A 23,124-nucleotide genomic window follows, 5' to 3' on the forward strand; every position below is an offset into this window, starting at 1 on the left:
CCTTGACCGGCGCCGATGCTCCCATATCAGCGACAGCGGCTTCAAGGCATGTCGACGCTTCGTTCTTCGATCCCGGACTGCTTCGGCGGTTCGGGATTACCCGTGTCGGCGACGTGACCGGCCTCGATATTATCGGCATTCCCGTCTGGTTCGCGGCCCGGCCCAATTCGCGCGGGCTGTCCGTCTCGCAGGGCAAGGGGCTTGTCGCGGAACAGGCCCGGCTATCGGCGATCATGGAGGCGATCGAAGGCGCGGTCGCGGAAGAAACCCGTAAACATATCGCCGCCTTCAGCTCCGTTCAGGAGATGCGGGATAAGGGAACTCCTCTCATTCCTTTCGAAACCATCGGCAGGGTCGATTGCGACGCGCTCGATCCGCGAAAAGAACGCGCCTGGGTGAAGGGCACATCCATTCGCCGGCAGGGGGAGGTTTTTGCGCCTTACGAACTTGTCGGCATGGATTTCCGGGTGGATTTCCCATGGGACCGGCAGGCCTTCCGCATGAGTTCCCAAGGGCTCGCGGCGGGGTTCGACCATGACCATGCGGTCCTCCATGCCCTGCTCGAACTCATTGAAAACGATGCCTGCTTTCTCGTCGACACTTTCGAGACGCGCGCCATCGCACCGCGACCGGTCCTCATTCCGGCGGGCGTCGATCCTTCCTTCGACGTTCTTGTTCAGCACCTGTCGGATATCGGCCTGCCGCCGTCCTTCTTCGACATGACGAATGGGCTTGGCGTGCCGGTGGCGATGGCGAGCCTGCCCCGGTCGCTTCAGGCGCAGGACGGGCCAGCCACCCGCAGCGCCGCCGGGGCCGCCTGCCGGCCTGATATCCATGGCGCTGCCATTGCAGCCTTGCTGGAGGCGATCCAGTCGCGATTGACCGATATCAGCGGCGCGAGGGACGATCTTTCCCCTCTCCGCTATCAGCGGGATATGGTTGCGGCCGGGTCTTCGGCCTCCGGCGTGCAGCCGATGGAAAGGGTGCCGGCCAATCTCGATTTTATATATGACGCGTCTTCACCGCCATGGCACCAGCTTGCGACGCACCTGTTCGGCGGCGACATCGAGGATATCTATGTCTTTCCGCTGGAAACGGAGGTATCCGGCCTGCATGTGGTGCGGGTTCTGGCAAGCGGCCTTGCTCCGGCCGGCGGCGGCCTGCAACACATCTCGCAGCGCACCCTCGATCACCTGCTGACCGTCGGAGGCCTCGGATGAAGCCGGTGGTTTTTGCAGGCCCGTCCATCCACGGCATCGCAGGCGAACATATGTCCGGTCTCGATCTTCGCGGTCCGGCCGCCTGCGGCGATATTTTCGATGCGGCTCGGCAAGGTGTGGGGACAATCGGGCTGATCGACGGGCTTTACGGCGATTGCGCCGCCGTCTGGCACAAGGAAATCCTGTTTGCACTGGCGAGCGGCGTTACCCTTTTCGGCGCCGCCAGCATGGGGGCGCTCAGGGCGGCGGAATGCGCCCCCTTCGGCATGATCGGCATCGGCGAGATTTTCGAGGCCTATCGCGACGGGCGGCGTTTTTCCGATGCCGATGTGGCGGTGAGCCATGCACCCGGCGCGCTCGATTACCGCCCGCTGACAGTCGCGCTGGTCGATGCCGAGGCGACGCTCGCCGTCTGCCGCGAGACGGTCGCTCCAGAGGAATATGACGCGCTCACCTGCGCAGCCAACAATCTGCATTTTACCCGCAGGACATGGCGCGCCGTCGCCGCGGAAGCGGGCCTCGGCTCCGAGACGGCGAATCTGCTCGCGGCTAATGCGGTTTCCATCAAAAGAAACGATGCGGCAAGGCTTCTGGCAACAATCACGGGAGAAACGTTGCCATCCCCACCGCCGCCATCATGGAAGCTTCAGAATACGATGTTTTTCCAGCAATTGGCAGCAAGGCAGGCGGCAGGGGACAAAAGGTCTTGAGCGCCATCCAGCCCCTGCCTCTTATGCCCGATTGCGGCGGGCTGATCCGCACGATTGCGCTCGCACTACCCGCCGCTTTTTTTGCGGAAAACAGGGCCACTGACACTGTTTCACCGCTCATTCCAATCGGAAACCTGCTCTCGGCCCTGCCCGCAGATATCACCGCTTTTATCGTGACCGATCAAGCCAGTCTCGCGTCAGCGCGAGACTGGCTCGGCAGCCTGCCAGCCTCCTGCGGCACCGAGCTGATACCCCTTGCCGGAAATGACAGCGTTTCGCATCCTTGGATACAGGACATCTTCCATGTGCGTGCGATTGATCCCGCGACAGAATTCGTCCTGGTGGCGGAGAAGGCCATCGGCGTCAGCCTGGCCGAATATCTGGGAGCGGCAACCACGCATGCGGATGTCGCCTTGGCAGGCGGCAACCAGCTTGTCGGCCCGGATTTTCGGCTGGTGGGCCATGCCAGCCTGCAGGATGACAGGGGGATAGGAAGGAATGCGGCCATCCCTTCGCAGCGGTGGCGAAAAATTCAGGCTCTCGACGGCAGAAACATCTTCAGTTTCGGATATCGGCCGGAATATCTCGGCAAAGTCCCGGTCTCTTCCGATTTTTCCACGACGGAGACCTGCGAAGCTGAAATGGCCGGCGAAAAAATGCACCAATGCGGCTTCCACGTTGACCAGTTCGTTTCCGTCACCGGTCTGAGAAGCGGCGGCCGGCCCCTATTGCTCGTTGCCGACCCTGTCGCGCATGGCGGATGCAATACCCGCGCCGCAACCGAGCTGAAACGAAAACTGGACGCCTCGTCACTTTGGCTCGCGCGGCAGGGCTTTGCGATAGAACGAAATCCCATCCCGCTTTCGCCGGCCATCGACACCAACAAATGCCTGCCCAGACTTTACAACAATGTCCTTCTTGAAAATGTCATACGTTCCGGTCAGAAACGGCCATTCGTCTGGGTTCCGCATTTCGGCGATACCGAGTCGCTTGAGGAATTCGATGCAATGAACCGAGAAATTTGGGACAGAATCGGCTTTCAGACCATCGGCGTGGCCGGATGGAGCCATCTTTCCAGCCGCAACGGCGCGTTGCGTTGTGCAACAAAAATAATAAATCGCGGGCCGGACACGCGATTATGAACGAAAAATCGTGCAATTTCGTCAATAAAGCGTCATAATACCCGTGGAAATTGTGTTGAATGTATACCTTCAACGATATTAATTGAGCATCGGATTTAGGAACCTCAACCGGAGGAATTTGTAATGCACGCCAAACTACCCAGCCCGATCGACGTCCATGTCGGCGCACAAATCAGAATGCGCCGCAAGTCGCTCGGCATGAGCCAGAGTGCACTGGCCGGGCGATTGGGCATCACCTTCCAGCAGGTCCAGAAGTATGAAAAGGGTGCCAATCGTGTCGGCGCGTCCCGTCTGCAGGCCATTGCGTCGATTCTCGGCGTTGAGGTCAGCTCCCTGTTCGCCAATGCCACGCCCGATGGCGACCCGGCCAATCCGGCCCTTGGCACGATCAATGCCATGCAGACCTTCGTGGCCTCGAATGAAGGCTTTTCGCTCAACCAGGCCTTTTCGCGCATCAAGAGCGCCGCGGTGCGTAGAAGCATCGTCGCTCTCGTGACATCGCTCGCCGCCACTGAAGCGGCGGAAAATGCCGCCGCGCCGGCGGACAAAAACGACGATTGACGCAGGTGTGACGCTCGCGTGACGCTCGATGTGGTCGAAAATGAACAACGCAACATCATCGCGTTTTCATACTGTCGACTGTCGAGAGGGAATCATGGCGGCGTCTACCACAGATATACTTGAACAGGACAATGCAGACGAGATTCTGGCGCTCGGGCGGATGGTTTCCTATCTTTGCCAGCGCTCGAAATCTCTGGAACTGGGCATGTCGACCTATTTCCTTGAGATGGCATTGTTGTCGCTGGCCCAGGACATCAATCAGCAGGGTCTGCCGCCGGTAAGCGCAGAGCTGAATGTCGGCGCCTTCGCTCAGGCCGATCTGCATTGAGCGCTTTCGCAACGGCCTAGATTCGCCGGGATTGAGCGTTTCCATACCGATCTCCAGTCGCAGCCCGGAAACGGTCTCTCTGCCTGTCCGACTGGCTCCATCCTCCCGGAGAGGCATTCATATGCCCTCCCCCAAATTTTTCAGGCGTAAGCCATGATGGAGGCCCGGTTCTCGCCGGGCCTCCATTCATATCAAAGCACCGCGCGGCGAAGCTCGGCAGCGGCGGCGACCATGTTGACCAGAGCGGGCCTCACCTCTTCCCATTTACGCGTCTTCAGGCCGCAATCCGGATTGATCCAGAGCTGCCGGTCGTCAAGCCGCTCTCGCGCCAGCGCCAGAAGATCGACCATTTCTCCAACCGCCGGCACGCGCGGCGAGTGGATGTCATAAACGCCGGGACCGATCTGGTTCGGGTATTTGTAGGTCCGAAACGCATTCAGCAATTCCATCTTCGAACGCGAGGTCTCGATGGAGATCACATCGGCGTCCATGGCAGCAATGGCATCGATGATCTGGTTGAATTCGGAATAGCACATATGCGTGTGAACCTGTGTGCGGTCGCCCACGCCGCTGGAGCAAATGCGGAAGCATTCCACCGCCCAGCCGAGATAATCCTGCCAGTCCCGGTGCCGAAGCGGCAGTCCTTCTCGAAGAGCCGCCTCATCGATCTGGATCATCTGCGCGCCGGCTGCTTCGAGATCATTGACCTCATCGCGGATGGCGAGCGCGATCTGGCGGCATGTCAGGCTTCTGGCGATATCGTCGCGCACGAAGGACCAGTTTAGGATCGTCACCGGCCCGGTCAGCATGCCCTTGACGGGTTTGTCGGTGAGCGACTGGGAATATTCCCACCAGCGAACCGTCATCGCTTTCGGACGCGACACATCGCCGAAAATGATGGGCGGACGCACATAACGCGAGCCGTAACTCTGCACCCATGCATGCTGGGTGAAAGCGAAGCCGGAAAGCTGTTCGCCAAAATATTGCACCATGTCATTGCGCTCGAACTCGCCATGCACGAGAACGTCGAGACCGATTTCCTCCTGCCAGCGAATGGTCGCTTCGGTTTCCTTCTCCAGGAATTTTTCATATTGCGCATCGGTCAGCGCGCCCTTGGAATGTGCCGATCTGGCCTTGCGCACCTCCGGCGTCTGCGGGAAAGAGCCGATGGTCGTCGTTGGGAAAAGCGGCAGCGCGATGGCCTGCGATTGCACTTTCTGCCGCTCGGCAAACGGGCTCGCCCGCTTCCTGTCGGCCTCGCCAATCGTCGCGATACGCTTTTGCACGGCGACGTCCGTTACCTTCGGCGAGGATGCACGCGCGGCAACCGCCTTGGAGGCAGCCTCCAGTTCCGTCGCGACAGCAGCCTTGTCCTCACCGAGAGCCCTGCCAAGCGTGGCAAGTTCGCCGAGCTTCTGGGTGGCGAAGGAAAGCCAGCTTCTCAGATCGGCATCGAGGCCGGTTTCCAGTTCGAGATCGACCGGGACATGCAGCAGCGAGCAGGAGGGCGCGATCTGAAACGCCGCCGCACCGCGTGCCGCGATGGCGGGTTCCAATCGGGTAATGATTGCAGCGAGATCAGCGCGCCAGATGTTGCGACCGTCTATGACACCCAGCGACAGGACGCGATTTTCCGGCAACGCCTTCAACACCGTCTCCAGCGCATCGGGCGCTCGCACCAGATCGATATGAAGGGCCGCGACCGGAAGCGCTGCGACGGCTTCGAGATTGTCCTCAAGCCCACCAAAATAGGTGGCGAGCAGGATTTTCAAATCCGGCGCGGCCTTCGACAAAGCCCGATAGGCCGCAGCCAGCGCGTGACGCTCCCCCTCAGACAGATCGAGCACGACGACCGGCTCATCGATCTGCACCCAGTCGGCACCGGCCGCGCGCAGGCGTCGCAGCAGCTCTTCATAGACGGGCAGCAGCCTCGCCAGCAGATCGAGCGGCTTGAAGGCTGCCTCGCGCGCCTTGGCAAGCTTCAGGAACGTGACCGGGCCGAGAATGACCGGACGCGTATGGACGCCGAGCGCCTTCGCCTCAAGGAAGTGGTCGACCGGCTTTTGCGAGGTGAGCACGAAGTGCTGATCCTCTGAAACCTCCGGCACCATGTAGTGATAGTTGGTGTCGAACCATTTGGTCATTTCCAGCGCCGGAACGCCCTGACCATGATGCGAATGTCCTTCATGCCCATGGCCGCAGCCTGCATGGCCTTCGCTCTGGCTGCCGCGCGCCATGGCGAAATAGGTCGAGAGGGAAACATCCCCACCCGCCCATCCATAGAGGGATGGAATGGCGCCCACCATCACGGCCGTATCGAGAACGTGATCGTAGAGGGAGAAATCGTTGGACGGGATATGGGTAATCCCCTTCCCACGCTGAAGCGCCCAGTTTTCGGCGCGCAGCCTAGCTGCGGTTTCGAGCAGTTCCGTGTCGGAAATCTTGCCGGACCAGAAGCCTTCAAGCGCGAACTTCAGTTCACGATGGCGTCCGATCCTCGGAAAACCGAGCGATGCGACTGGAATGGTCTTGTCTGGCATTGTCATACCCCATTTGGTTGTGGGGGCATGGGTAAAGCGGACGCGTGCAGGCCCGGCCTGTGCCGGACCATTGCAGCAACCACCGGGACACCCCGCCCGTGGACGTTATTTTGTCCTGGCAGGTCTCCTGGCTTACGGGTCGTCGCCTTTGTCCGTCTTCCCGGGGTTTACCCCAGTGACGTGTTGGACAAAGGCTCGCCGCTTACAGTTGCGGGGGCAGCTCCGGTCTTGCCGATCGTCGGCGCACCGGATTCCCTCTTAGCTCCGGGATCGAACAAACAAGCCCGGAGAACCATGACACCCGCATTTTTCACCACGGGCGCCACGATGTCAATAGACATAAAGAAATCTTTATATCTTTATTTCACCAAGTTTAGAGCGCCACCGCACCCGGCCCCGGCACCGCACCGGCCGGCACCTTGCCCAGAATGATCATGCCAAGCACCTCGTCCTTGGTGACATCCTGCGTGCGGGCATGGCCTACCACCTTGCCGTTCTTCATCACGAAGACCCGGTCGGCCAGATCGAAGACATCGTGAATATCGTGGCTGATGAGGAAGATGCCGATGCCCTGCCGTTTCAACTCCTTGACGAGATCGCCCACCTGCGCCGTTTCCTGCGGCCCGAGTGCGGCCGTCGGCTCGTCCATGATGAGGATGCGGGCGTCGAACAGAATGGCGCGGGCGATGGCGACGGATTGCCGCTGGCCGCCGGACAGCGCCTTCACCGGTTCCTTGAACCGCCGGAAATTGGGGTTGAGACGCCCCATGACCTCGCGGGCCGAGGCTTCCATGGCGACATCGTCAAGTGTGCCCCATTTCGTCTTCAGCTCGCGGCCGAGATAAAGATTGGCCGCCGCATCGACGTTATCGGCCACGGCCAGTGTCTGGTAGATGGTCTCGATGCCGTATTTCTTGGCGTCGCGCGGATTGCGGATATCGGCATCCTCGCCATTGATGAGAATATCCCCGCCATCGCGCCGATAGGCGCCGGAGAGGATTTTGATCAGCGTCGATTTGCCCGCGCCATTGTGGCCGAGAAGGGCGACCACCTCACCGGGGAAAAGATCGACAGAGGCGTTTTCCACCGCATGGATACCGCCGAAGGAAATGGAAATATTGCGCATTTCCACGAGGGGCGTGACTTGGTCCGTCATAGGAGTTCTCCTCGGTTCTTACTTGGCGCGGGCGCGGTAGATGGTGTCGAGCCAGACGGCGACGACCAGGACCACACCGACGACGATGCGCTGGAAGGGCGTATCGATGCCCACCAGCACCATGCCGGATTGCAGCGACTGCATGACGAGCGCGCCGAGCATCGCACCCGCTATGGTTCCGACACCGCCGGCAAGCGAAGTGCCGCCGATGACGGCCGCCGCGATGGTGTAAAGCTCGTCCAACTCGCCCTGGGCATTTGTGGCCGCGTTGAGACGGGCGGTGGAGATGGCGGCGGCGATGGCGCACAGAACGCCCATCAGCGTGAAGATCTTCACCGTGACCCAGCGGGTCTTGATGCCGGCGAGTTCGGCCGCTTCCGGATTGCCGCCGATGGCGAAGACATAACGGCCGAAACGCAGCCGTGTGGCGATGAAAGTCATGACCGCACCGACGGCGAGCGCCATCAGCACCGGAATGGCGATGCCATGCGAAATGAACAGACCGCCTTCAGGCCAGGCGATGCCATTGGCATCGGCATAGTTGCGGGCGATGTTGACCGGCCATGGATAGCTGTTGACCACCGCCACGAAACCGATGACGACAAGGCAGCCCAGCGCGGCCAGAAAATATTCAGCCCAGACGGGCCGCAACGGAAAGCCGAAACGGCGGCGCTGATGGCGGGAGTTCAGGATGGCCGCAATGATGGCGACGCAGGCGATGACAGCGGCGATCCAGCTCCATGTCGCGCCGATCGAACCGCTGGTACCGCCGCCCATCAGGCGGAAGGTGGAATCCATCGGCGCCACGGTGCGGCCGCTGGTGATGAACCAGGTACCGCCGCGCCAAACGAGCAGGCCGCCCAGCGTGACGATGAAGGACGGCACGTTGAGGAAGGCGATGATGGAGCCCTGCAACATGCCGATGGCGCCGCCGACGAGAATGCCGACCAGAAGCGTGACGATCCATGTGGCCCAATGTTCAAAGCCGAGGATTTGCGGCAGGATTTCCGCCTGCATGACACCCATGATCATGCCGGAAAAACCGAGGATCGACCCGACCGACAGGTCGATATTGCGGGTGACGATGACGAGCACCATGCCGGTTGCCATGACGGCCACGGAGGCGGTCTGCACGGAAAGGTTCCAGAGGTTTCGCGGCGTCAGAAACAGCCCGCCGGACAGGATATGAAATCCGATCCAGATCAGAAGAAGCGCACCGACCATGCCGAGCAGTCTGGTATCCAGCTCGGTGGCGTTGATGAAGCGCGTTATCGAGCCTGTTTTTTCCGTCTTCTGCGACGCTGTAGTATTGGACTGGGTCATATCGGCCATGAACTGCCGGTGCTCCTCACATCTTAGAGCGTTTTCGCTTTTCCCTGAATCGCGAAAACGCTCCAAATCTTTGTCTGGCGCATTTCCGAAGGGAAAACCGGGCTCGACTTTTCCTGGAAATACTCTAAAGGCGCCGCGCCATGAACCATGGCGCAGCGCCCGAACCGGGACCTATTCGATCAATCGCAGGCTTTGACCGTTTTAGCCTTCACGCCCTGGCAGGCCGTTTCCTTCTTGATCCAGCCGGCGTCGATGACGACGTTCAGATTGTCCTTCGTGATGGCGATAGGCTTGAGGAAGACCGACTGCATCTTCACTTTTTTCGGACCGCCTTCAAAGGTGGAGACACCCTTGATCTCGGTCATCTTCTTGCCGCCGGCCAGTTCCAGCGCAATGCCAGCCGCTTCCTTGCCAAGTTCACGGCTGTCCTTCCAGACCGACACCGTCTGCGTGCCGAGTGCGACGCGGTTCAGCGCGGCGAAATCGGCATCCTGACCGGAAACGGGAACCGAACCTGCCATGCCCTGCGCGGCGAGAGCGGCGATTGCACCGCCGGCCGTGCCGTCATTCGAGGCGACGACCGCATCGACCTTGTTGTTATTCTTGGTCAGGAACTGTTCCATGTTCTTCTGGGCATTTTCCGGCTTCCAGCCATCGGTATAGGCTTCGCCGACATTCTTGATCTTGCCGCCGTCCATGGCCGCCTTCAGCACTTCCTGCTGACCGGCGAACAGGAAGTCCGCATTCGGGTCGGAAGAAGAGCCCTTGATGAAGACGTAATTGCCTTCCGGCTTCACCTTGAAGACTTCGGCAGCCTGCAGACGGCCGACTTCCTTGTTATCGAAGGTGATGTAGAAGGCGTTCTGGTTTTCGATCAGGCGGTCGTAACCCACGACCGGAATGCCCTCGGCAACGGCCTTTTCAACGGCCGGACCAATCGCGTCGCTGTCCTGCGCCAGAATGATCAGCGCGTTGGCGCCCTGCGAGATCAGCGATTCCACGTCGGTGAGCTGCTTTGCGGCGGATGATTGCGCATCGGCGGAAATGTATTTCGCGCCGGCCTTGTCGAGCGCTGCCTTGATGGCCGCCTCATCCGTTTTCCAGCGTTCTTCCTGGAAATTCGACCAGGAAACGCCGACGACGAGATCGGCCGCGATAGCCGCGGTATGCAGGGAAACGAGTACGGCTGTACCCGCCAAAAGCTTGGCAAAAGAATTCATGATGTCCTCCCGGTAAGGGCGAAGCCCCGCACCTCCATGCAGGAAAAACGCCCGGAAAAAGCTGCCGGTCTCTGTGGTTTCACAATTTTCTCGACAGTCGAGAAAATTAATGTCAGAGATTCCCCATGCTGTCAACAACGGCTGCGGGCAGCATCCGGGTGCCTTGATCTTCGCTCTGGCATGCGCCATCAGAGTGGATCAGCACGACAGGAAAAAGGCCGTTCAGGGAGCATGCCCCAGCCCATGTCCGCCATTGCAAGTACGGAACTGGTGCGCCAGAAAAACAGCCTGTCGGTGATGGCGGCGCTGCGCCTGCACGGCAACCTTTCCCATACCGACATGTCGTCCTTCACCGGGCTTGCCTCAGCAACCGTGTCCGCCATCACCACCGAGCTTGAGCGGGCCGGTCTCATTCTGCGGAAAGAGCAGCTGGCCACCGCCGGCCGTGGCCGGCCGCGCATTCTCTTCGGCCCGCGCGGCGCTTTCTGCCATGTCGCCATCGTCATCATCTCTTCCGACAGCGTGCAATATTCGCTGGTCGATTATGCCGGCAAGCTGGTGGACCGCTTCACCGAACAGAGGATTACAGCTGAAAAAGGCACATTCGGCGGCGCGATCCTCGCCGGTCTCGCGAGACTTGCCGATCGCTCGCGCATCGACCGGCACGATATCCTCCAGGTGTCGATCAGCAGCAAGGGACTGGTGGATGCGGCCGCGGCAACGCTTGTCTGGTCGCCGGTTCTCGGTGACGAAAGGATCGATTTCCACCGGCTAGTTTCCGGGGATGGCCGCATTCGCGTGACGCTGAACAACGAGACGCTGCTGGCCGCAAAAGCCATCTGGATGCGGGAGCAGGCACGGGAAAACTCAGCGCCGGAAGCCCTCGTCACCCTGTCGCTCGGCCACAGCATCGGCCTTGGCATCGCCCGCTCGACGGGCGGCGCAATCGAGGTCAGCGCTCCCAATTTCGGCCATATGCTGCATCTGGCCGACGGCGCACTGTGCCGTTGCGGCACCAAAGGCTGCATTGAGGCCTATTCCGGGTTTTACGCCATCCTGCGTTCTGCTTTCGAAGCCCCGCCGCAGGCGGAACCGGCGAAATTCGTGCCGATCGCCGAGGTGGACAAGATCGCCGCCTCGGCCCGCACCGGCGCCCGCATGGCGCGGTTCGCCTTCCGCACCGCCGGACTTGCGCTCGGCAACGGCCTTTCACGCCTCTTCAGCCTGCATGGCCATATGCCGGTCTTCATCACCGGCCCCGGCACCCGCTATTTCGATCTTCTGGAAAGCGGCCTGCGCGACGGTCTGGCGCAATCGCAGGCGGTGCGTTTCGGCGGCATGCCGAAAATCGCTTTAGCACCCAACGAGCCGGAACTGGTGTTCGAAGGGCACATGGAACACGCGCTTTCAGCCGCAGACGACTATATCCTGAGCGCCGACGGCCCGGAGAGGCCGGTGAGGAATTCCGGGAGCTGACGGGGCAACCGGCGGATTTTCGGGCCCGCTCCGCCACGGCCTCGGCCTCTTGCCCGCCACAAATCAGCACAGCAACGAAGTCATCGAGATCAGCGGCCTCATCCTTGCTGAGGCGCAGGCCCTGTTTCGTTCGCCGCCAGAGAATGTCCTCGGCCGCGCAGGCCCATTCGTGCTCAACCAGCCAGCGCACCTCGCATTCATAAAGCGTGCCGCCGAAATGCCGGCCGAGGCCGGAGATATCGGTGGCGCTGCCCAACAGTTCCGCCGCCTTGGTGCCGTAGTTTCTGACAAGTCGCTCGGCATGGCGTCCGTCAAGGAAGGGATAACGGGAGACGAGCGATCGCACCTGCGCCTCATATCTCTCAGCACCGAAATCGCCGCCCGGCAGGTGGGAGCCCGCCGTCCACGGCTTGCCCTTTTCGCCAATCGCCGCACCGATCTTTTCCAGCGCATGTTCTGCCAGCCGCCGATAGGTAGTGAGCTTGCCGCCGAAAATATTGAGGAGTGGAGCCTCACCCGCTGTCTCTTCAACCTTCAGCACATAATCGCGCGTCGCCTCCTGCGCTTTCGATGCACCGTCATCAAAAAGCGGGCGAACGCCGGAATAGGTCCAGACGATATCTTCCGGCCGGACCGGTTCGCTGAAATAGTCGCTGGCCGCGTTGCAGAGATAGGAAATCTCCTCCTCGGAGATGCGAACCCTGGCCGGATCGCCCTTGTAATCGCGGTCCGTGGTTCCGATCAGCGTGAAATCGCGCTCATAGGGAATGGCGAAGATGATGCGGTTATCCGGGTTCTGGAAGAAATAGGCGCGCGGGTCGGAAAACTTCTTGCGCACGATGATATGGCTGCCCTGAACGAGCCGGACATTGTGCACGTCGTTGCGGCCGAAGACGCCGGAAAGCACCTTGTCCACCCAGGGGCCGGCGGCATTCACCAGCATACGCGCCTTGTGCGTGGCCGCGCGTCCGGTTTTTTCGTCCAGCGTCTCGATGAGCCACAGCTCGCCTTCGCGCCGTGCGGAAACGACCCGCGTGCGGTTCATGATCGTCGCGCCGCGATTGGCCGCATCGCGCGCGTTGAGGACCACGAAACGGGCATCATCCACCCAGCCGTCGGAATATTCGAAAGCCGTGGCGAAAGCCGGCTTCAGCGGCTCGCCCGCCGGGTCCCTGCGAAGGTCGAGCGTGCGGGTCGCCGGCAAAAGCCTGCGGCCGCCGAGATTGTCATAAAGAAACAGGCCGAGCCGGACCATCCATGCCGGGCGCACGCCGCCTTTCTGAATGGGCAGAACGAAACGCATGGGCCAGATGACATGCGGCGCCATGGCCCAGAGGATTTCCCGCTCCATCAGCGCTTCGCGCACCAGACGAAACTCGTAATGCTCGAGATAACGCAGGCCACCATGAATAAGCTTGGTGGCGGCGGAAGACGTGCCGGAAGCGAAATCGCCCTTTTCCGCAAGCGCGACGGAATAGCCCCTGCCCACCGCATCGCGGGCAATGCCGCAGCCGTTGATGCCGCCACCGATGACAAAAAGATCGAAAATATTCTCGCCGGACATAGAGCCTCCACGACAGCGTCGGGGGATCGCACCCCCATCGTTGAAAGACAATTGCCATAAAAACGAAAATAAAACGAATGTCAAAAGAAAACAAACGAAACACGTTCCGGCAAAGGCGAACGGCAGCTGCGCGCCGTTCACCGTATGGCCAGCCTCTTACGGGGTCTGTGTTTCAGCCGTATGTTTGGGAAACCTGCTCAAGCTCATAGAGCACGCCACCCATATCCTTCGGATGCAGGAAAAGAACGGGATTGCCATGCGCGCCGATCTTCGGCTCGCCATCACCCAGAATTCGAACGCCCTTTTTGACGAGATCGTCGCGCGCCGCGACAATGTCGGGCACTTCAAAGCAGAGATGATGCGTGCCGCCGCCCGGATTTCTCTCGAGAAAAGCGGCAATCGGCGAATCTTCGCCGAGCGGGTGAAGAAGCTCGATCTTGGTATTGTCAGCCTGAATGAAAACCACCGTCACACCGTGTTCGGGTAGCGATTGCGGTTCCGAGACATCTGCGCCGAGCCCCCTATAACGGGCGATGGCGGCATTCAGATCGGGCACCGCGATGGCGACGTGATTCAATCTTCCGAACATGGCCGTCTTTCCCTCACGCGTTGCGCCTGATGCCTTCTAGCAGGTCGAGCACCTTGTTCGCAGCATCCATGACATTGGTGCCGGGGCCGAAAATCGCCGAGACACCGTGGTCGAGCAGGAACTGATAATCCTGCCGCGGAATGACGCCGCCGACGACGACGATGATATCTTCCGCGCCCTTCTGTTTCAGCGCCTCGACCAGCTGCGGCGCCAGCGTCTTGTGACCGGCGGCGAGCGACGACATGCCGACCACATGCACCTTGTTCTGAACAGCGAGATCGGCCGCTTCAACGGGTGTCTGAAACAGGGGGCCGGCCAGCACATCGAAACCGATATCACCGAAGGCAGACGCAATGACCTTCGCGCCGCGATCATGGCCATCCTGCCCGAGCTTGGCGACCATGATGCGCGGCTTGGTGCCGATCCTCTCAGCCACACCGGAAAGCCGGGCGGCGAGCGTGGCAAGTTCCGGCTCGTCCTTGTAGGCCTCGCCGTAGATATCGCTCACCACCTCCGGCACGGCGGCATGGTCGCCGAAGGCCGCACGCAGCGCATCGGAAATCTCTCCCACCGTCGCGCGGGCGCGGGCGGCGACAACGGCGGCCTCGAGAATATTGCCCTTGCCGCTGCGGGCGATCTCGGAAAGTGCTGCCAAAGCGGCGGTCACGTCCTTGCCATCGCGGCGGCGGCGCGTTTCTTCGATGCGGCGGATTTGTGCGGCCCGCACGGCGGCGTTGTCGATATCGAGAACATCGATATCTTCCTCGTTTTCGAGACGGTAACGGTTGACACCGACGATAACCTCCTCGCCCTTGTCCACCGCCGCCTGCCGTCGCGTTGCCGCCTCTTCGATCAGCCGTTTCGGCAAGCCTTCCGCCACCGCCTTGGTCATGCCGCCAAGCGCCTCGACCTCCTCGATCAGCGCCCAGGCCTTCTCTGCCAGTTCGTCAGTCAGGCTTTCGACATAATAGGAGCCGGCCAGCGGATCGACGACTTTTGTGACGCCGGTTTCGTGCTGAAGGATAAGCTGGGTATTGCGGGCGATGCGGGCGGAAAACTCCGTCGGCAGGGCAATCGCCTCATCGAAGGAATTCGTGTGCAGCGACTGCGTGCCGCCCAGCACGGCGGACATGGCCTCGAAAGCGGTGCGGACGATATTGTTATAAGGGTCCTGCTCCTGAAGCGAGACGCCGGACGTCTGGCAATGGGTGCGCAGCATCAGCGACGACGCCTTCTGCGGCTTGAACTCCTCCATGATGCGCGACCAGAGCAGGCGCGCGGCGCGCAGCTTGGCAGCCTCCATGAAGAAATTCATGCCGATGGCGAAAAAGAACGACAGGCGGCCGGCGAAATCATCGACGTTCAGTCCCTTGGCCAGCGCCGCCCGCACATATTCGCGGCCATCCGCCAGCGTGAAGGCCAGCTCCTGCGTAAGCGTCGCGCCCGCTTCCTGCATGTGATAGCCGGAAATGGAGATGGAATTGAATTTCGGCATCTCCTTCGCCGTATATTCGATGATGTCGGCAATGATCCGCATCGAAGGTTCCGGCGGATAGATATAGGTGTTGCGGACCATGAACTCCTTGAGGATATCGTTCTGAATGGTGCCGGAAAGGGCGGCGCGGGGCACACCCTGCTCTTCCCCCGCAACGATGAAACTGGCGAGCACCGGAATGACCGCGCCATTCATGGTCATCGACACCGAGACTTTTTCGAGCGGAATGCCATCGAACAGGATTTTCATGTCCTCGACGCTGTCGATCGCCACGCCCGCCTTGCCGACATCGCCCTCCACACGCGGATGATCGCTATCGTAACCGCGGTGGGTGGCGAGGTCGAAGGCAACCGAAACGCCCTGCTGACCGGCGGCGAGCGCCTTGCGGTAAAAGGCGTTCGAGGCTTCGGCCGTGGAAAAACCGGCATATTGGCGTATGGTCCAGGGCCGGCCGGCATACATGGTGGCGCGCGGGCCGCGCGTGAAAGGTGCAAAGCCCGGCAGGCTGTCCAGATGGGAAATCTTTTGCAGATCGTCAGCGGTATAGAGCGGCTTCACCTCAATGCCTTCGGGCGTGTGCCAGACGAGCGTTTCCGGTGAACGCTTCAGCTCTTTTTCGGCAAGCTGCAGCCAATCCCGCACCGTTTTTTCACCCGACATGCATCTCTCCCCTTCTGCATTTCATTTTAGCACTGTGGCCGGTGATCGTGACGAAAATCGAACGATCCGCCCGCAGGTCCGACACCGTAAACCGCTCCGGCCCACATGCGTTCCGGAAAAACGGCGGCGGCATCACTCGAATTCGAGGATGACTTCATCCACCGCGAGGCTGTCGCCCGGTTTTGCTGCCACTCTGGCAACGCGGCCGCGTTTTTCCGCGCGAAGGATGTTTTCCATCTTCATGGCCTCCACCGTCGCCAGCGCCTGCCCGGCCTCCACCTCATCGCCCTCACCCACCGAAATGCCGGTGATGACGCCCGGCATGGGGCAAAGCAGCAGTTTCGATGTATCCGGCGGCAATTTTTCCGGCATCAGCAACGCCAGTTCCGCCACACGCGGGCTGCGCACATGGGCACGAATATCCATGCCGCGCCAGCGCAGGCGGATCGCAGCACCTGCAAGATCGACCTTGGCGGCGATAACCTCACCCGCGACCGTGAAGAGGCCGAGGCTCTGGCCGGGAAGCCAGCCGGTATCGACGGTGAGCGCCGCCCCGTCTTTAAAACGGACAGCCGTACCATCCGTGCCGGTTTCAACGCTGACCCTGTGACGGGATGCGCCAAACGATACCACCCAGTCCTGACCGACGATGCGGCGGTGATTGCCGATGGTGCCGGAAATTTCGACTGCGCGGCGCTGTAGCCGCTGATGGATGATGGCGGCGATGGCGGAAAGCTGGCGCGCCGTGGCCTCATCCGGTTCAACGCCGGAAAACCCTTCCGGAAACTCTTCCGCGATAAAACCCGTCGTCAGGCGGCCGGCGCGGAAACGCTCATGCTGCATGACAGCCGACAGGAAGGGCAGATTATGGCCGATGCCCTCCACCTCGAAACGATCCAGCGCCTGCCCCATGGCGTCGATGGCGGCCCCGCGATCCTTGCCCCAGGTGCACAGCTTGGCGATCATCGGATCGTAATACATCGAGATTTCGCCGCCTTCGAAAACGCCGGTATCGTTGCGGATGACGGTGCCGTTCTCCTGCGCACCCTCCTGCGGCGGGCGATAACGCGTCAGCCGGCCGATGGAGGGCAGGAAGTTGCGATAGGGGTCTTCGGCATAAAGCCGGCTTTCAATCGCCCAGCCGTTCAGTTTCACATCCGCCTGTCCGAAGGAGAGCTTTTCACCTGATGCCACACGGATCATCTGTTCGACCAGATCGATGCCGGTGATGAGTTCCGTTACCGGATGCTCCACCTGCAGGCGGGTGTTCATTTCCAGAAAGTAGAAATTCCTCTCGCCATCGACGATGAATTCCACCGTGCCGGCCGAATGGTAACCGACGGCTCTCGCCAGCGCCACGGCCTGCTCGCCCATGGCTTTGCGGGTCGCTTCGTCCAGAAAGGGCGATGGGGCTTCCTCGATGACTTTCTGGTTACGGCGCTGGATCGAGCATTCTCGCTCACCCAGATAAAGTGTGTTGCCGTGCTTGTCGCCCAGCACCTGAATTTCAATATGGCGCGGCTGGGTGACGAATTTTTCGATGAAGATACGATCATCGCCAAAGGAGGATTTCGCCTCGTTTTTCGAGGACTGGAAACCCTCGCGCGCCTCGGCATCGTTAAAGGCGATGCGCATACCCTTGCCACCGCCGCCGGCAGAGGCCTTGATCATGACGGGATAACCGATCTGCGAGGCGATCCTCACCGCCTCATCCGCATCTTCGATCAGCCCCATATGGCCGGGGACGGTGGAAACACCCGCTTCCGCGGCCAGTTTCTTGGAAGTGATCTTGTCACCCATGGCCTTGATGGCGCCAACAGGCGGACCGATGAAGACGACACCCGCCTTTTCCAGCGCCTCGGCAAAGGCAGCATTTTCCGAAAGGAAACCGTAGCCGGGATGAACAGCATCCGCCCCGGTCTTCGCGATTGCCTCGAGAATCCTGTCGATGACGATATAGGACTGCGACGAGGGGGCCGGGCCGATATGAACGGCCTCATCCGCTTGTCTCACATGCAGCGCATTGGCATCCGCATCCGAATAAACCGCGACAGTGGCGATGCCCATCTTGCTTGCCGTCTTGATGACCCGGCAGGCAATCTCGCCGCGATTGGCGATGAGGATTTTCTTGATCATGCGGTTATTCTCCCCTCGCATCGTCATCGTCGTCGCGGAATTTCTTTTCATAGGGCATCATCAGGATTGCCGAGGCGGTGGCGGCCGCGCCGAACAGGGATGCAATGGGCATGACGACCAGCAGCACGGGCACGACCGGATTTGCGGCGCGGCCGATGCGCGCGCCCAAACCGCCAATGTCGAGAAAGATCAGCCCTGCACCGACGCAGACGCCGATCAGCACGCCAACTGCCGCATTGAGCGCCATGAAACGCAACATCTGCCGATGATCGAGCCGGGCGGCTTCCGGCGTCATCTTTGGTTTCGGATCACGACCGCCGGATGCCCTGCCTGCGTTGCCACCACGACGTTGTTCCAGCCAGCGTCGCAGCCATTGCAGGTCCATATGAAGTATGTCGACAATCATGCTCCTCCCCCTCAGGAAAAATGTCGCCGCCTGCCCTCAAATTTCGAAGAAATTCTCGAAGGATTCCGGGAAGTTCTGCCGCGCGACGCGCTCGTCAATCACCAGCATCGCCTGATAGGAAAGCGGATCGAAATTCTTCTCCGCCGGCACCACCTCGCGGCCGAAGAGCAGGTTGAGGCGGGCGGCGTCGAGATTGCCGCGCTCGAAGGGCTCGGCACCGAAATGGTGCCAGAGCGAATGCAGGAAGGCGGCATCGATGCGATGCTCCTTGGTGTCGTTGCGCGCCCGGCGGGGTATCATCTTGATAGGCGTTACCCCTTTGGGGTTGGCGCGGCGGATGGTGAACTGGACACCCGTGCTCGGCATGCCGGAGGGAAATCCCTTGTGTTTGGTCATTTCGGGCAGGTTCGCCATCTTTTGTCCTTCCAGAACATTTCCAGTGAAAGCTGCCTTGCTTTTACGTCCGGAAATGCGCCAATTCAAATAGTTAGAGCGCTTTTGGCGCTCTAATCTTTCGTTACGCCCTGCCGATCTTGTCCTGCGTCTTCGTCTCGAAGTCGGAGGCATCGTGGCGTTCATGCAATTGTTCGGACGGATCGCCCGAGGTCTTGTTGACGATCACGCCACGCTTGACCGCCGGGCGTTCGCCGATTTCGAGCGTCCAGCGCATGACGTTTTTGTAACCGTCCGCCTCAAGGAAAGCACCGGCATCGCCATAGGCCTGACCGAGCGCGATCTTGCCGTACCACGGCCAGACGGCCATGTCGGCGATCGTATATTCCGAACCCGCCAGGTAGCGGTTCTCGGCCAGATGCCGGTCCAGCACGTCGAGCTGGCGTTTGACTTCCATGGCGTAGCGGTCGATGGCGTATTTGATCTTCACCGGCGCATAGGCATAAAAATGGCCGAAACCGCCGCCGAGGAAGGGGGCGGAGCCCATCTGCCAGAACAGCCAGTTCAGCGCCTGCGTGCGGGCATTGCCCTCTTTCGGCAGGAAGGCGCCGAATTTTTCCGCGAGGTAAACGAGAATGGAGCCGCTTTCGAAAACGCGCGTCGGCTCAGGCGTCGAATGATCCATCAGCGCCGGAATCTTGGAATTCGGATTGACGCCGACGAAACCGGAACCGAACTGGTCGCCTTCGCCGATCTTGATCAGCCAGGCATCATAGTCTGCGCCCTTGTGGCCGGCAGCCAGCAATTCTTCCAGCATGATGGTGACCTTCTGGCCATTCGGCGTCGCCAGCGAATAAAGCTGCAGTGGATGCTTGCCGACGGGAAGTTCCTTTTCGTGGGTCGGGCCGGCGATAGGCCGGTTGATATTGGCGAACTGGCCGCCATTGCCCTTTTCCCAGGTCCAGACCTTGGGCGGTTCATATCCGGCGGGGAAATTATCTGCGGAGGAATTTTCGGCCATGAAAATGTGTCCTTGTGCGTTTCGGGAGGACATCCGGACATCCGGGCGCCTGAACAAACATATAGTAAGGTGGCCGAAGCATTTTTCCAGCCCTGCAGCAGATCAGAGCGGAATGGTGTCGTGTTTCTTCCAGCGGGTTTCCACGTTCTTGTTACGCAGCGACGCAAACGCGCGGGCGATGCGGCGGCGTGAGGAATGCGGCATGATGACCTCATCGATGAAACCGCGCTCCGCCGCCACAAAGGGGTTGGCGAAACGCTCTTCGTATTCCTTCGTGCGCGCGGCGATCTTTTCCGGATCGGCAAGCTCGGAACGATAGAGAATTTCCGCCGCACCCTTCGCGCCCATCACGGCGATTTCCGCCGTCGGCCAGGCGTAATTCACGTCCGCACCAATATGTTTGGAGGCCATCACGTCATAAGCGCCGCCATAGGCCTTGCGGGTGATCAGCGTCACCATCGGCACCGTCGCCTCCGAATAGGCGAAGAGAAGTTTTGCGCCGTGCTTGATGACGCCGCCATATTCCTGCGCCGTTCCCGGCAGGAAGCCCGGCACATCCACCAGCGTCAGCAGCGGAATATTGAAGGCATCGCAGAAGCGCACGAAACGCGCCGCCTTGCGCGAACTGTCTATATCGAGGCAGCCGGCCAGCACCATCGGCTGGTTGGCGACAACGCCCACCGTCTGGCCTTCGAGACGGATGAAACCGGTGATGATGTTGCGGGCAAAGGCCTCCTGCAACTCGAAGAAATCGCCCTCATCGGCCAGCGCGTGGATCAGTTCCTTCATGTCATAGGGCTTGTTGGAACTATCAGGGATCAGCGTATCGAGACGTGCTTCCAGCCGCGCCGGATCGTCGTGGAACGGGCGCACCGGCGGCTTTTCGCGGTTGTTGAGCGGCAGGAAATCGAACAGCAGCCGCACATGTTCCAGCGTTTCGATGTCGTTTTCATAAGCGCCGTCGGCGACGGAGGATTTTTTCGTGTGGGTGGAGGCTCCGCCCAGTTCCTCAGCCGTAACGATCTCGTTGGTCACGGTTTTGACCACATCCGGCCCGGTCACGAACATGTAGGAGGTATCGCGCACCATGAAGATGAAATCGGTCATGGCCGGCGAATAAACCGCACCGCCCGCACAAGGCCCCATGATGACAGAGATTTGCGGCACGACGCCGGAGGCGACGACATTGCGCTTGAACACATCGGCATAACCGCCGAGCGAGGCCACGCCCTCCTGAATGCGCGCGCCGCCGCTGTCGTTGAGGCCGATCACCGGCGCGCCGTTGCGCACCGCCATATCCATGATCTTGCAGATTTTCTGGGCATGGGTTTCCGAGAGCGAACCGCCAAGCACGGTGAAATCCTGCGAAAACACATAGACCTGCCGGCCATTGATGGTGCCCCAGCCGGTCACGACACCGTCACCCGCCACCTTCTGCTCCGCCATGCCGAAATCCACCGCCCGGTGGGTGACGTACATGTCATACTCTTCGAAGGAACCTTCATCCAGGAGCACGTCGATACGCTCGCGCGCCGTCAGCTTGCCCTTGCCATGCTGCGCCTCGATGCGCTTGACGCCGCCGCCGAGCCGCGCCTCAGCGCGCCGCGTTTCCAATTGCTCCAGAATGCCGGGCATGTTTCCTCCATGCGTTGTGCCACGATCAATAGCCCAGAAAACATTCGCCAAGAAGCCTTGATCGTGCGCGTATGCGTGCCATAAATATTTGCAATGTTTAATTTTGCAAAGTTGCAACATGGCGACGGAAAAACTCTTTATCGGCCGTAAGGTTCGCGGCCTTCGCGAAAACGCCCGCGCCACGCAGGCGCAATTTGCCGAACGGCTGGGCATTTCCGCGAGTTACCTGAACCAGATCGAGAATAACCAGCGCCCGGTTTCGGCCAGCGTTCTGGTGACGCTGGTGGAAAAATTCCAGCTCGACATGGCAGAACTCGCGACCGGTGAAAGCGACCGGCTGGTTTCCGCCGTGCGCGAGGCGCTGAAAGACCCGCTGTTCATGAATTACGAACCGGGGCTTCAGGAGTTGAAGCTGATTGCCCAGAACGCGCCGGGTTTTGCCCATGCGCTGCTACGTGCCCATCAGGCCTATCGCCAGAACAGCGAGCAGCTGGTGCAGCTGGATGACCGGCTGGGCCGGGGCACCGCACAGGTGGAAAGAACCCCCTATGAGGAGGTGCGCGATTTCTTCCACTTCGTCGACAATTACGTTGCCGAGATCGATCTTCTGGCCGAGGAGCTGGCGGAAGAACTGGAGATTGAAGGCGGCGAGACCTATGGCATTCTGGCGGCGCATCTGAAGAGCCGTTACGGCATCCATATCACCCGAACCGAGGCGGCAGGCGGTCTGATCCGGCACTTCGATCCTGCCGGCAAGACCCTTGCCCTCAGCTCCTACATGGCCGCGCCGACCCGCTGTTTTCAGCTTGCATTGCAGATCGCCCAGCTTCACGCCGGCCCAACGGTGGACAGTGTGCTGGCCGGCGCCGGTTTCCGCAATGCGGAAGCTGCGGAAATCTGTCGTATCGGACTGCACAATTATTTCGCCGCAGCGCTCATCCTGCCCTATGGGCAATTTCACCGGGCGGCGCAGGAGCTACGCCACGATCTCGAACTTCTCGCCGTGCGTTTCGGCGCGAGCCTTGAGCAGGTGGCCCACCGGCTGAGCACGTTGCAACGGCCGGGCATGAAGGGCGTGCCGATCTTTTTCGCCAAGATCGACCGCGCCGGCAACATCACCAAACGCCACAGCGCCACGCGGCTGCAATTTGCCCGTTTCGGCGCGGCCTGTCCGCTGTGGAATATCCATCAGGCTTTCGAAAGCTCCGACAGGATCGTGAGGCAATTGGCGGAAACGCCGGACGGCGTGCGCTATCTTTCCATCGCCACGCAGATCGAAAAGGCCGGCGCCGGTTTCAATACGGAAAGACCGCGTTATGCCATCGCTCTCGGCTGCGAAATTTCCCATGCGCAGAATTTCGTTTATGCCGATACGCTCGATCTCGGCAATGCGGCCTCCTTCAAACCGATCGGCATTTCCTGTCGGGTCTGCGAGAGGGTGGATTGCGTGCAACGCGCCGTGCCGCCGCTGAAACGGAAGCTGCATTTCGATCATCTCTCGCGCGGAGCCCTGCCCTACAGTATCGCCGATTTTTAACCC

18 protein-coding genes, 1 pseudogene and 1 riboswitch are annotated in these 23,124 nt (G+C 60.6%); of the genes and pseudogenes, 7 read left to right on the forward strand and 12 right to left on the reverse strand.

Going from position 1 to position 23,124, the window contains the following annotated elements:
* Window positions 1-23: 23 nt before the first annotated feature.
* The 5 genes from PH605_RS06805 to PH605_RS06825 all read left to right on the forward strand — a co-directional run bounded on the left by PH605_RS06805 (window position 24) and on the right by PH605_RS06825 (window position 3,961).
* A complete protein-coding gene (locus PH605_RS06805; RefSeq protein WP_142844791.1) occupies window positions 24-1,220 on the forward strand; it encodes a YcaO-like family protein in 1,197 nt (398 codons plus the stop codon).
* A complete protein-coding gene (locus PH605_RS06810; RefSeq protein WP_142844765.1) occupies window positions 1,217-1,930 on the forward strand; it encodes a TfuA-like protein in 714 nt (237 codons plus the stop codon). The genes PH605_RS06805 and PH605_RS06810 overlap by 4 nt, the downstream gene beginning before the upstream one ends.
* Window positions 1,927-3,072: a hypothetical protein gene (locus tag PH605_RS06815; protein ID WP_142844766.1), complete on the forward strand. Its 1,146-nt coding sequence runs from the start codon at window positions 1,927-1,929 to the stop codon at window positions 3,070-3,072. The genes PH605_RS06810 and PH605_RS06815 overlap by 4 nt, the downstream gene beginning before the upstream one ends.
* Before the next feature lie 123 nt (window positions 3,073-3,195).
* Window positions 3,196-3,633 carry a helix-turn-helix domain-containing protein gene (locus PH605_RS06820; RefSeq protein ID WP_003520859.1) on the forward strand — a complete coding sequence of 146 codons (438 nt, stop codon included), beginning with the start codon at window positions 3,196-3,198 and terminating at the stop codon, window positions 3,631-3,633.
* A gap of 94 nt (window positions 3,634-3,727) precedes the next feature.
* Window positions 3,728-3,961 (forward strand): hypothetical protein, encoded by a 234-nt coding sequence (locus PH605_RS06825; RefSeq protein ID WP_065657079.1) that lies wholly within the window; start codon window positions 3,728-3,730, stop codon window positions 3,959-3,961.
* 191 nt (window positions 3,962-4,152) lie between these two features.
* On the opposite strand, the gene metE is transcribed toward PH605_RS06825, so the two are convergent.
* The 4 genes from metE to xylF all read right to left on the reverse strand — a co-directional run bounded on the left by metE (window position 4,153) and on the right by xylF (window position 10,209).
* A complete protein-coding gene (gene metE, locus PH605_RS06830) occupies window positions 4,153-6,501 on the reverse strand; it encodes a 5-methyltetrahydropteroyltriglutamate--homocysteine S-methyltransferase (RefSeq protein ID WP_142844767.1) in 2,349 nt (782 codons plus the stop codon).
* 100 nt (window positions 6,502-6,601) lie between these two features.
* A riboswitch (cobalamin riboswitch) is annotated at window positions 6,602-6,813 on the reverse strand.
* Between the two features lie 61 nt (window positions 6,814-6,874).
* A complete protein-coding gene (locus PH605_RS06835) occupies window positions 6,875-7,657 on the reverse strand; it encodes an ATP-binding cassette domain-containing protein (RefSeq protein WP_059753655.1) in 783 nt (260 codons plus the stop codon).
* A gap of 18 nt (window positions 7,658-7,675) precedes the next feature.
* Window positions 7,676-8,980 carry a sugar ABC transporter permease gene (locus PH605_RS06840; protein WP_374996978.1) on the reverse strand — a complete coding sequence of 435 codons (1,305 nt, stop codon included), beginning with the start codon at window positions 8,978-8,980 and terminating at the stop codon, window positions 7,676-7,678.
* Between the two features lie 188 nt (window positions 8,981-9,168).
* Entirely contained in the window at window positions 9,169-10,209 is a 1,041-nt protein-coding gene (gene xylF / locus PH605_RS06845) for a D-xylose ABC transporter substrate-binding protein (protein WP_142844769.1), read from the reverse strand.
* A 243-nt stretch (window positions 10,210-10,452) separates the two neighbouring features.
* Here xylF and PH605_RS06850 point away from each other — a divergent pair, with 243 nt between their 5' ends.
* Window positions 10,453-11,685: an ROK family transcriptional regulator gene (locus tag PH605_RS06850; protein WP_161987826.1), complete on the forward strand. Its 1,233-nt coding sequence runs from the start codon at window positions 10,453-10,455 to the stop codon at window positions 11,683-11,685.
* A gap of 22 nt (window positions 11,686-11,707) precedes the next feature.
* Here PH605_RS06850 and PH605_RS06855 read toward each other — a convergent pair.
* From PH605_RS06855 to PH605_RS06890, 8 genes and pseudogenes are all read right to left on the reverse strand, one after another.
* Window positions 11,708-13,249 (reverse strand): annotated as a pseudogene (locus PH605_RS06855) (glycerol-3-phosphate dehydrogenase); the annotation flags it as partial.
* A 172-nt stretch (window positions 13,250-13,421) separates the two neighbouring features.
* Window positions 13,422-13,838: a methylmalonyl-CoA epimerase gene (gene mce / locus PH605_RS06860; RefSeq protein WP_080857427.1), complete on the reverse strand. Its 417-nt coding sequence runs from the start codon at window positions 13,836-13,838 to the stop codon at window positions 13,422-13,424.
* Between the two features lie 13 nt (window positions 13,839-13,851).
* Window positions 13,852-15,993, reverse strand: a complete 2,142-nt coding sequence (gene scpA, locus PH605_RS06865) for a methylmalonyl-CoA mutase (protein WP_142844771.1) — start codon at window positions 15,991-15,993, stop codon at window positions 13,852-13,854.
* 132 nt (window positions 15,994-16,125) lie between these two features.
* Window positions 16,126-18,129: an acetyl-CoA carboxylase biotin carboxylase subunit gene (locus PH605_RS06870; RefSeq protein WP_142844772.1), complete on the reverse strand. Its 2,004-nt coding sequence runs from the start codon at window positions 18,127-18,129 to the stop codon at window positions 16,126-16,128.
* 4 nt (window positions 18,130-18,133) lie between these two features.
* A complete protein-coding gene (locus PH605_RS06875) occupies window positions 18,134-18,535 on the reverse strand; it encodes a hypothetical protein (protein WP_142844773.1) in 402 nt (133 codons plus the stop codon).
* Window positions 18,536-18,571: 36 nt separating this feature from the next.
* Window positions 18,572-18,949: a hypothetical protein gene (locus PH605_RS06880; RefSeq protein ID WP_003520841.1), complete on the reverse strand. Its 378-nt coding sequence runs from the start codon at window positions 18,947-18,949 to the stop codon at window positions 18,572-18,574.
* Window positions 18,950-19,052: 103 nt separating this feature from the next.
* On the reverse strand, window positions 19,053-19,949 hold the full coding sequence (yghU, locus tag PH605_RS06885) for a glutathione-dependent disulfide-bond oxidoreductase (RefSeq protein ID WP_078053346.1): 897 nt from the start codon (window positions 19,947-19,949) through the stop codon (window positions 19,053-19,055).
* A gap of 102 nt (window positions 19,950-20,051) precedes the next feature.
* Window positions 20,052-21,584 (reverse strand): acyl-CoA carboxylase subunit beta, encoded by a 1,533-nt coding sequence (locus PH605_RS06890; protein WP_142844774.1) that lies wholly within the window; start codon window positions 21,582-21,584, stop codon window positions 20,052-20,054.
* A 118-nt stretch (window positions 21,585-21,702) separates the two neighbouring features.
* Here PH605_RS06890 and PH605_RS06895 point away from each other — a divergent pair, with 118 nt between their 5' ends.
* Window positions 21,703-23,121 (forward strand): helix-turn-helix domain-containing protein, encoded by a 1,419-nt coding sequence (locus tag PH605_RS06895; protein WP_142844775.1) that lies wholly within the window; start codon window positions 21,703-21,705, stop codon window positions 23,119-23,121.
* Window positions 23,122-23,124 lie beyond the last annotated feature (3 nt).

Origin of the sequence: Agrobacterium sp. CFBP 3001 (genome assembly GCF_027871605.1) — a bacterium.
Classification (GTDB): domain Bacteria; phylum Pseudomonadota; class Alphaproteobacteria; order Rhizobiales; family Rhizobiaceae; genus Agrobacterium; species Agrobacterium leguminum.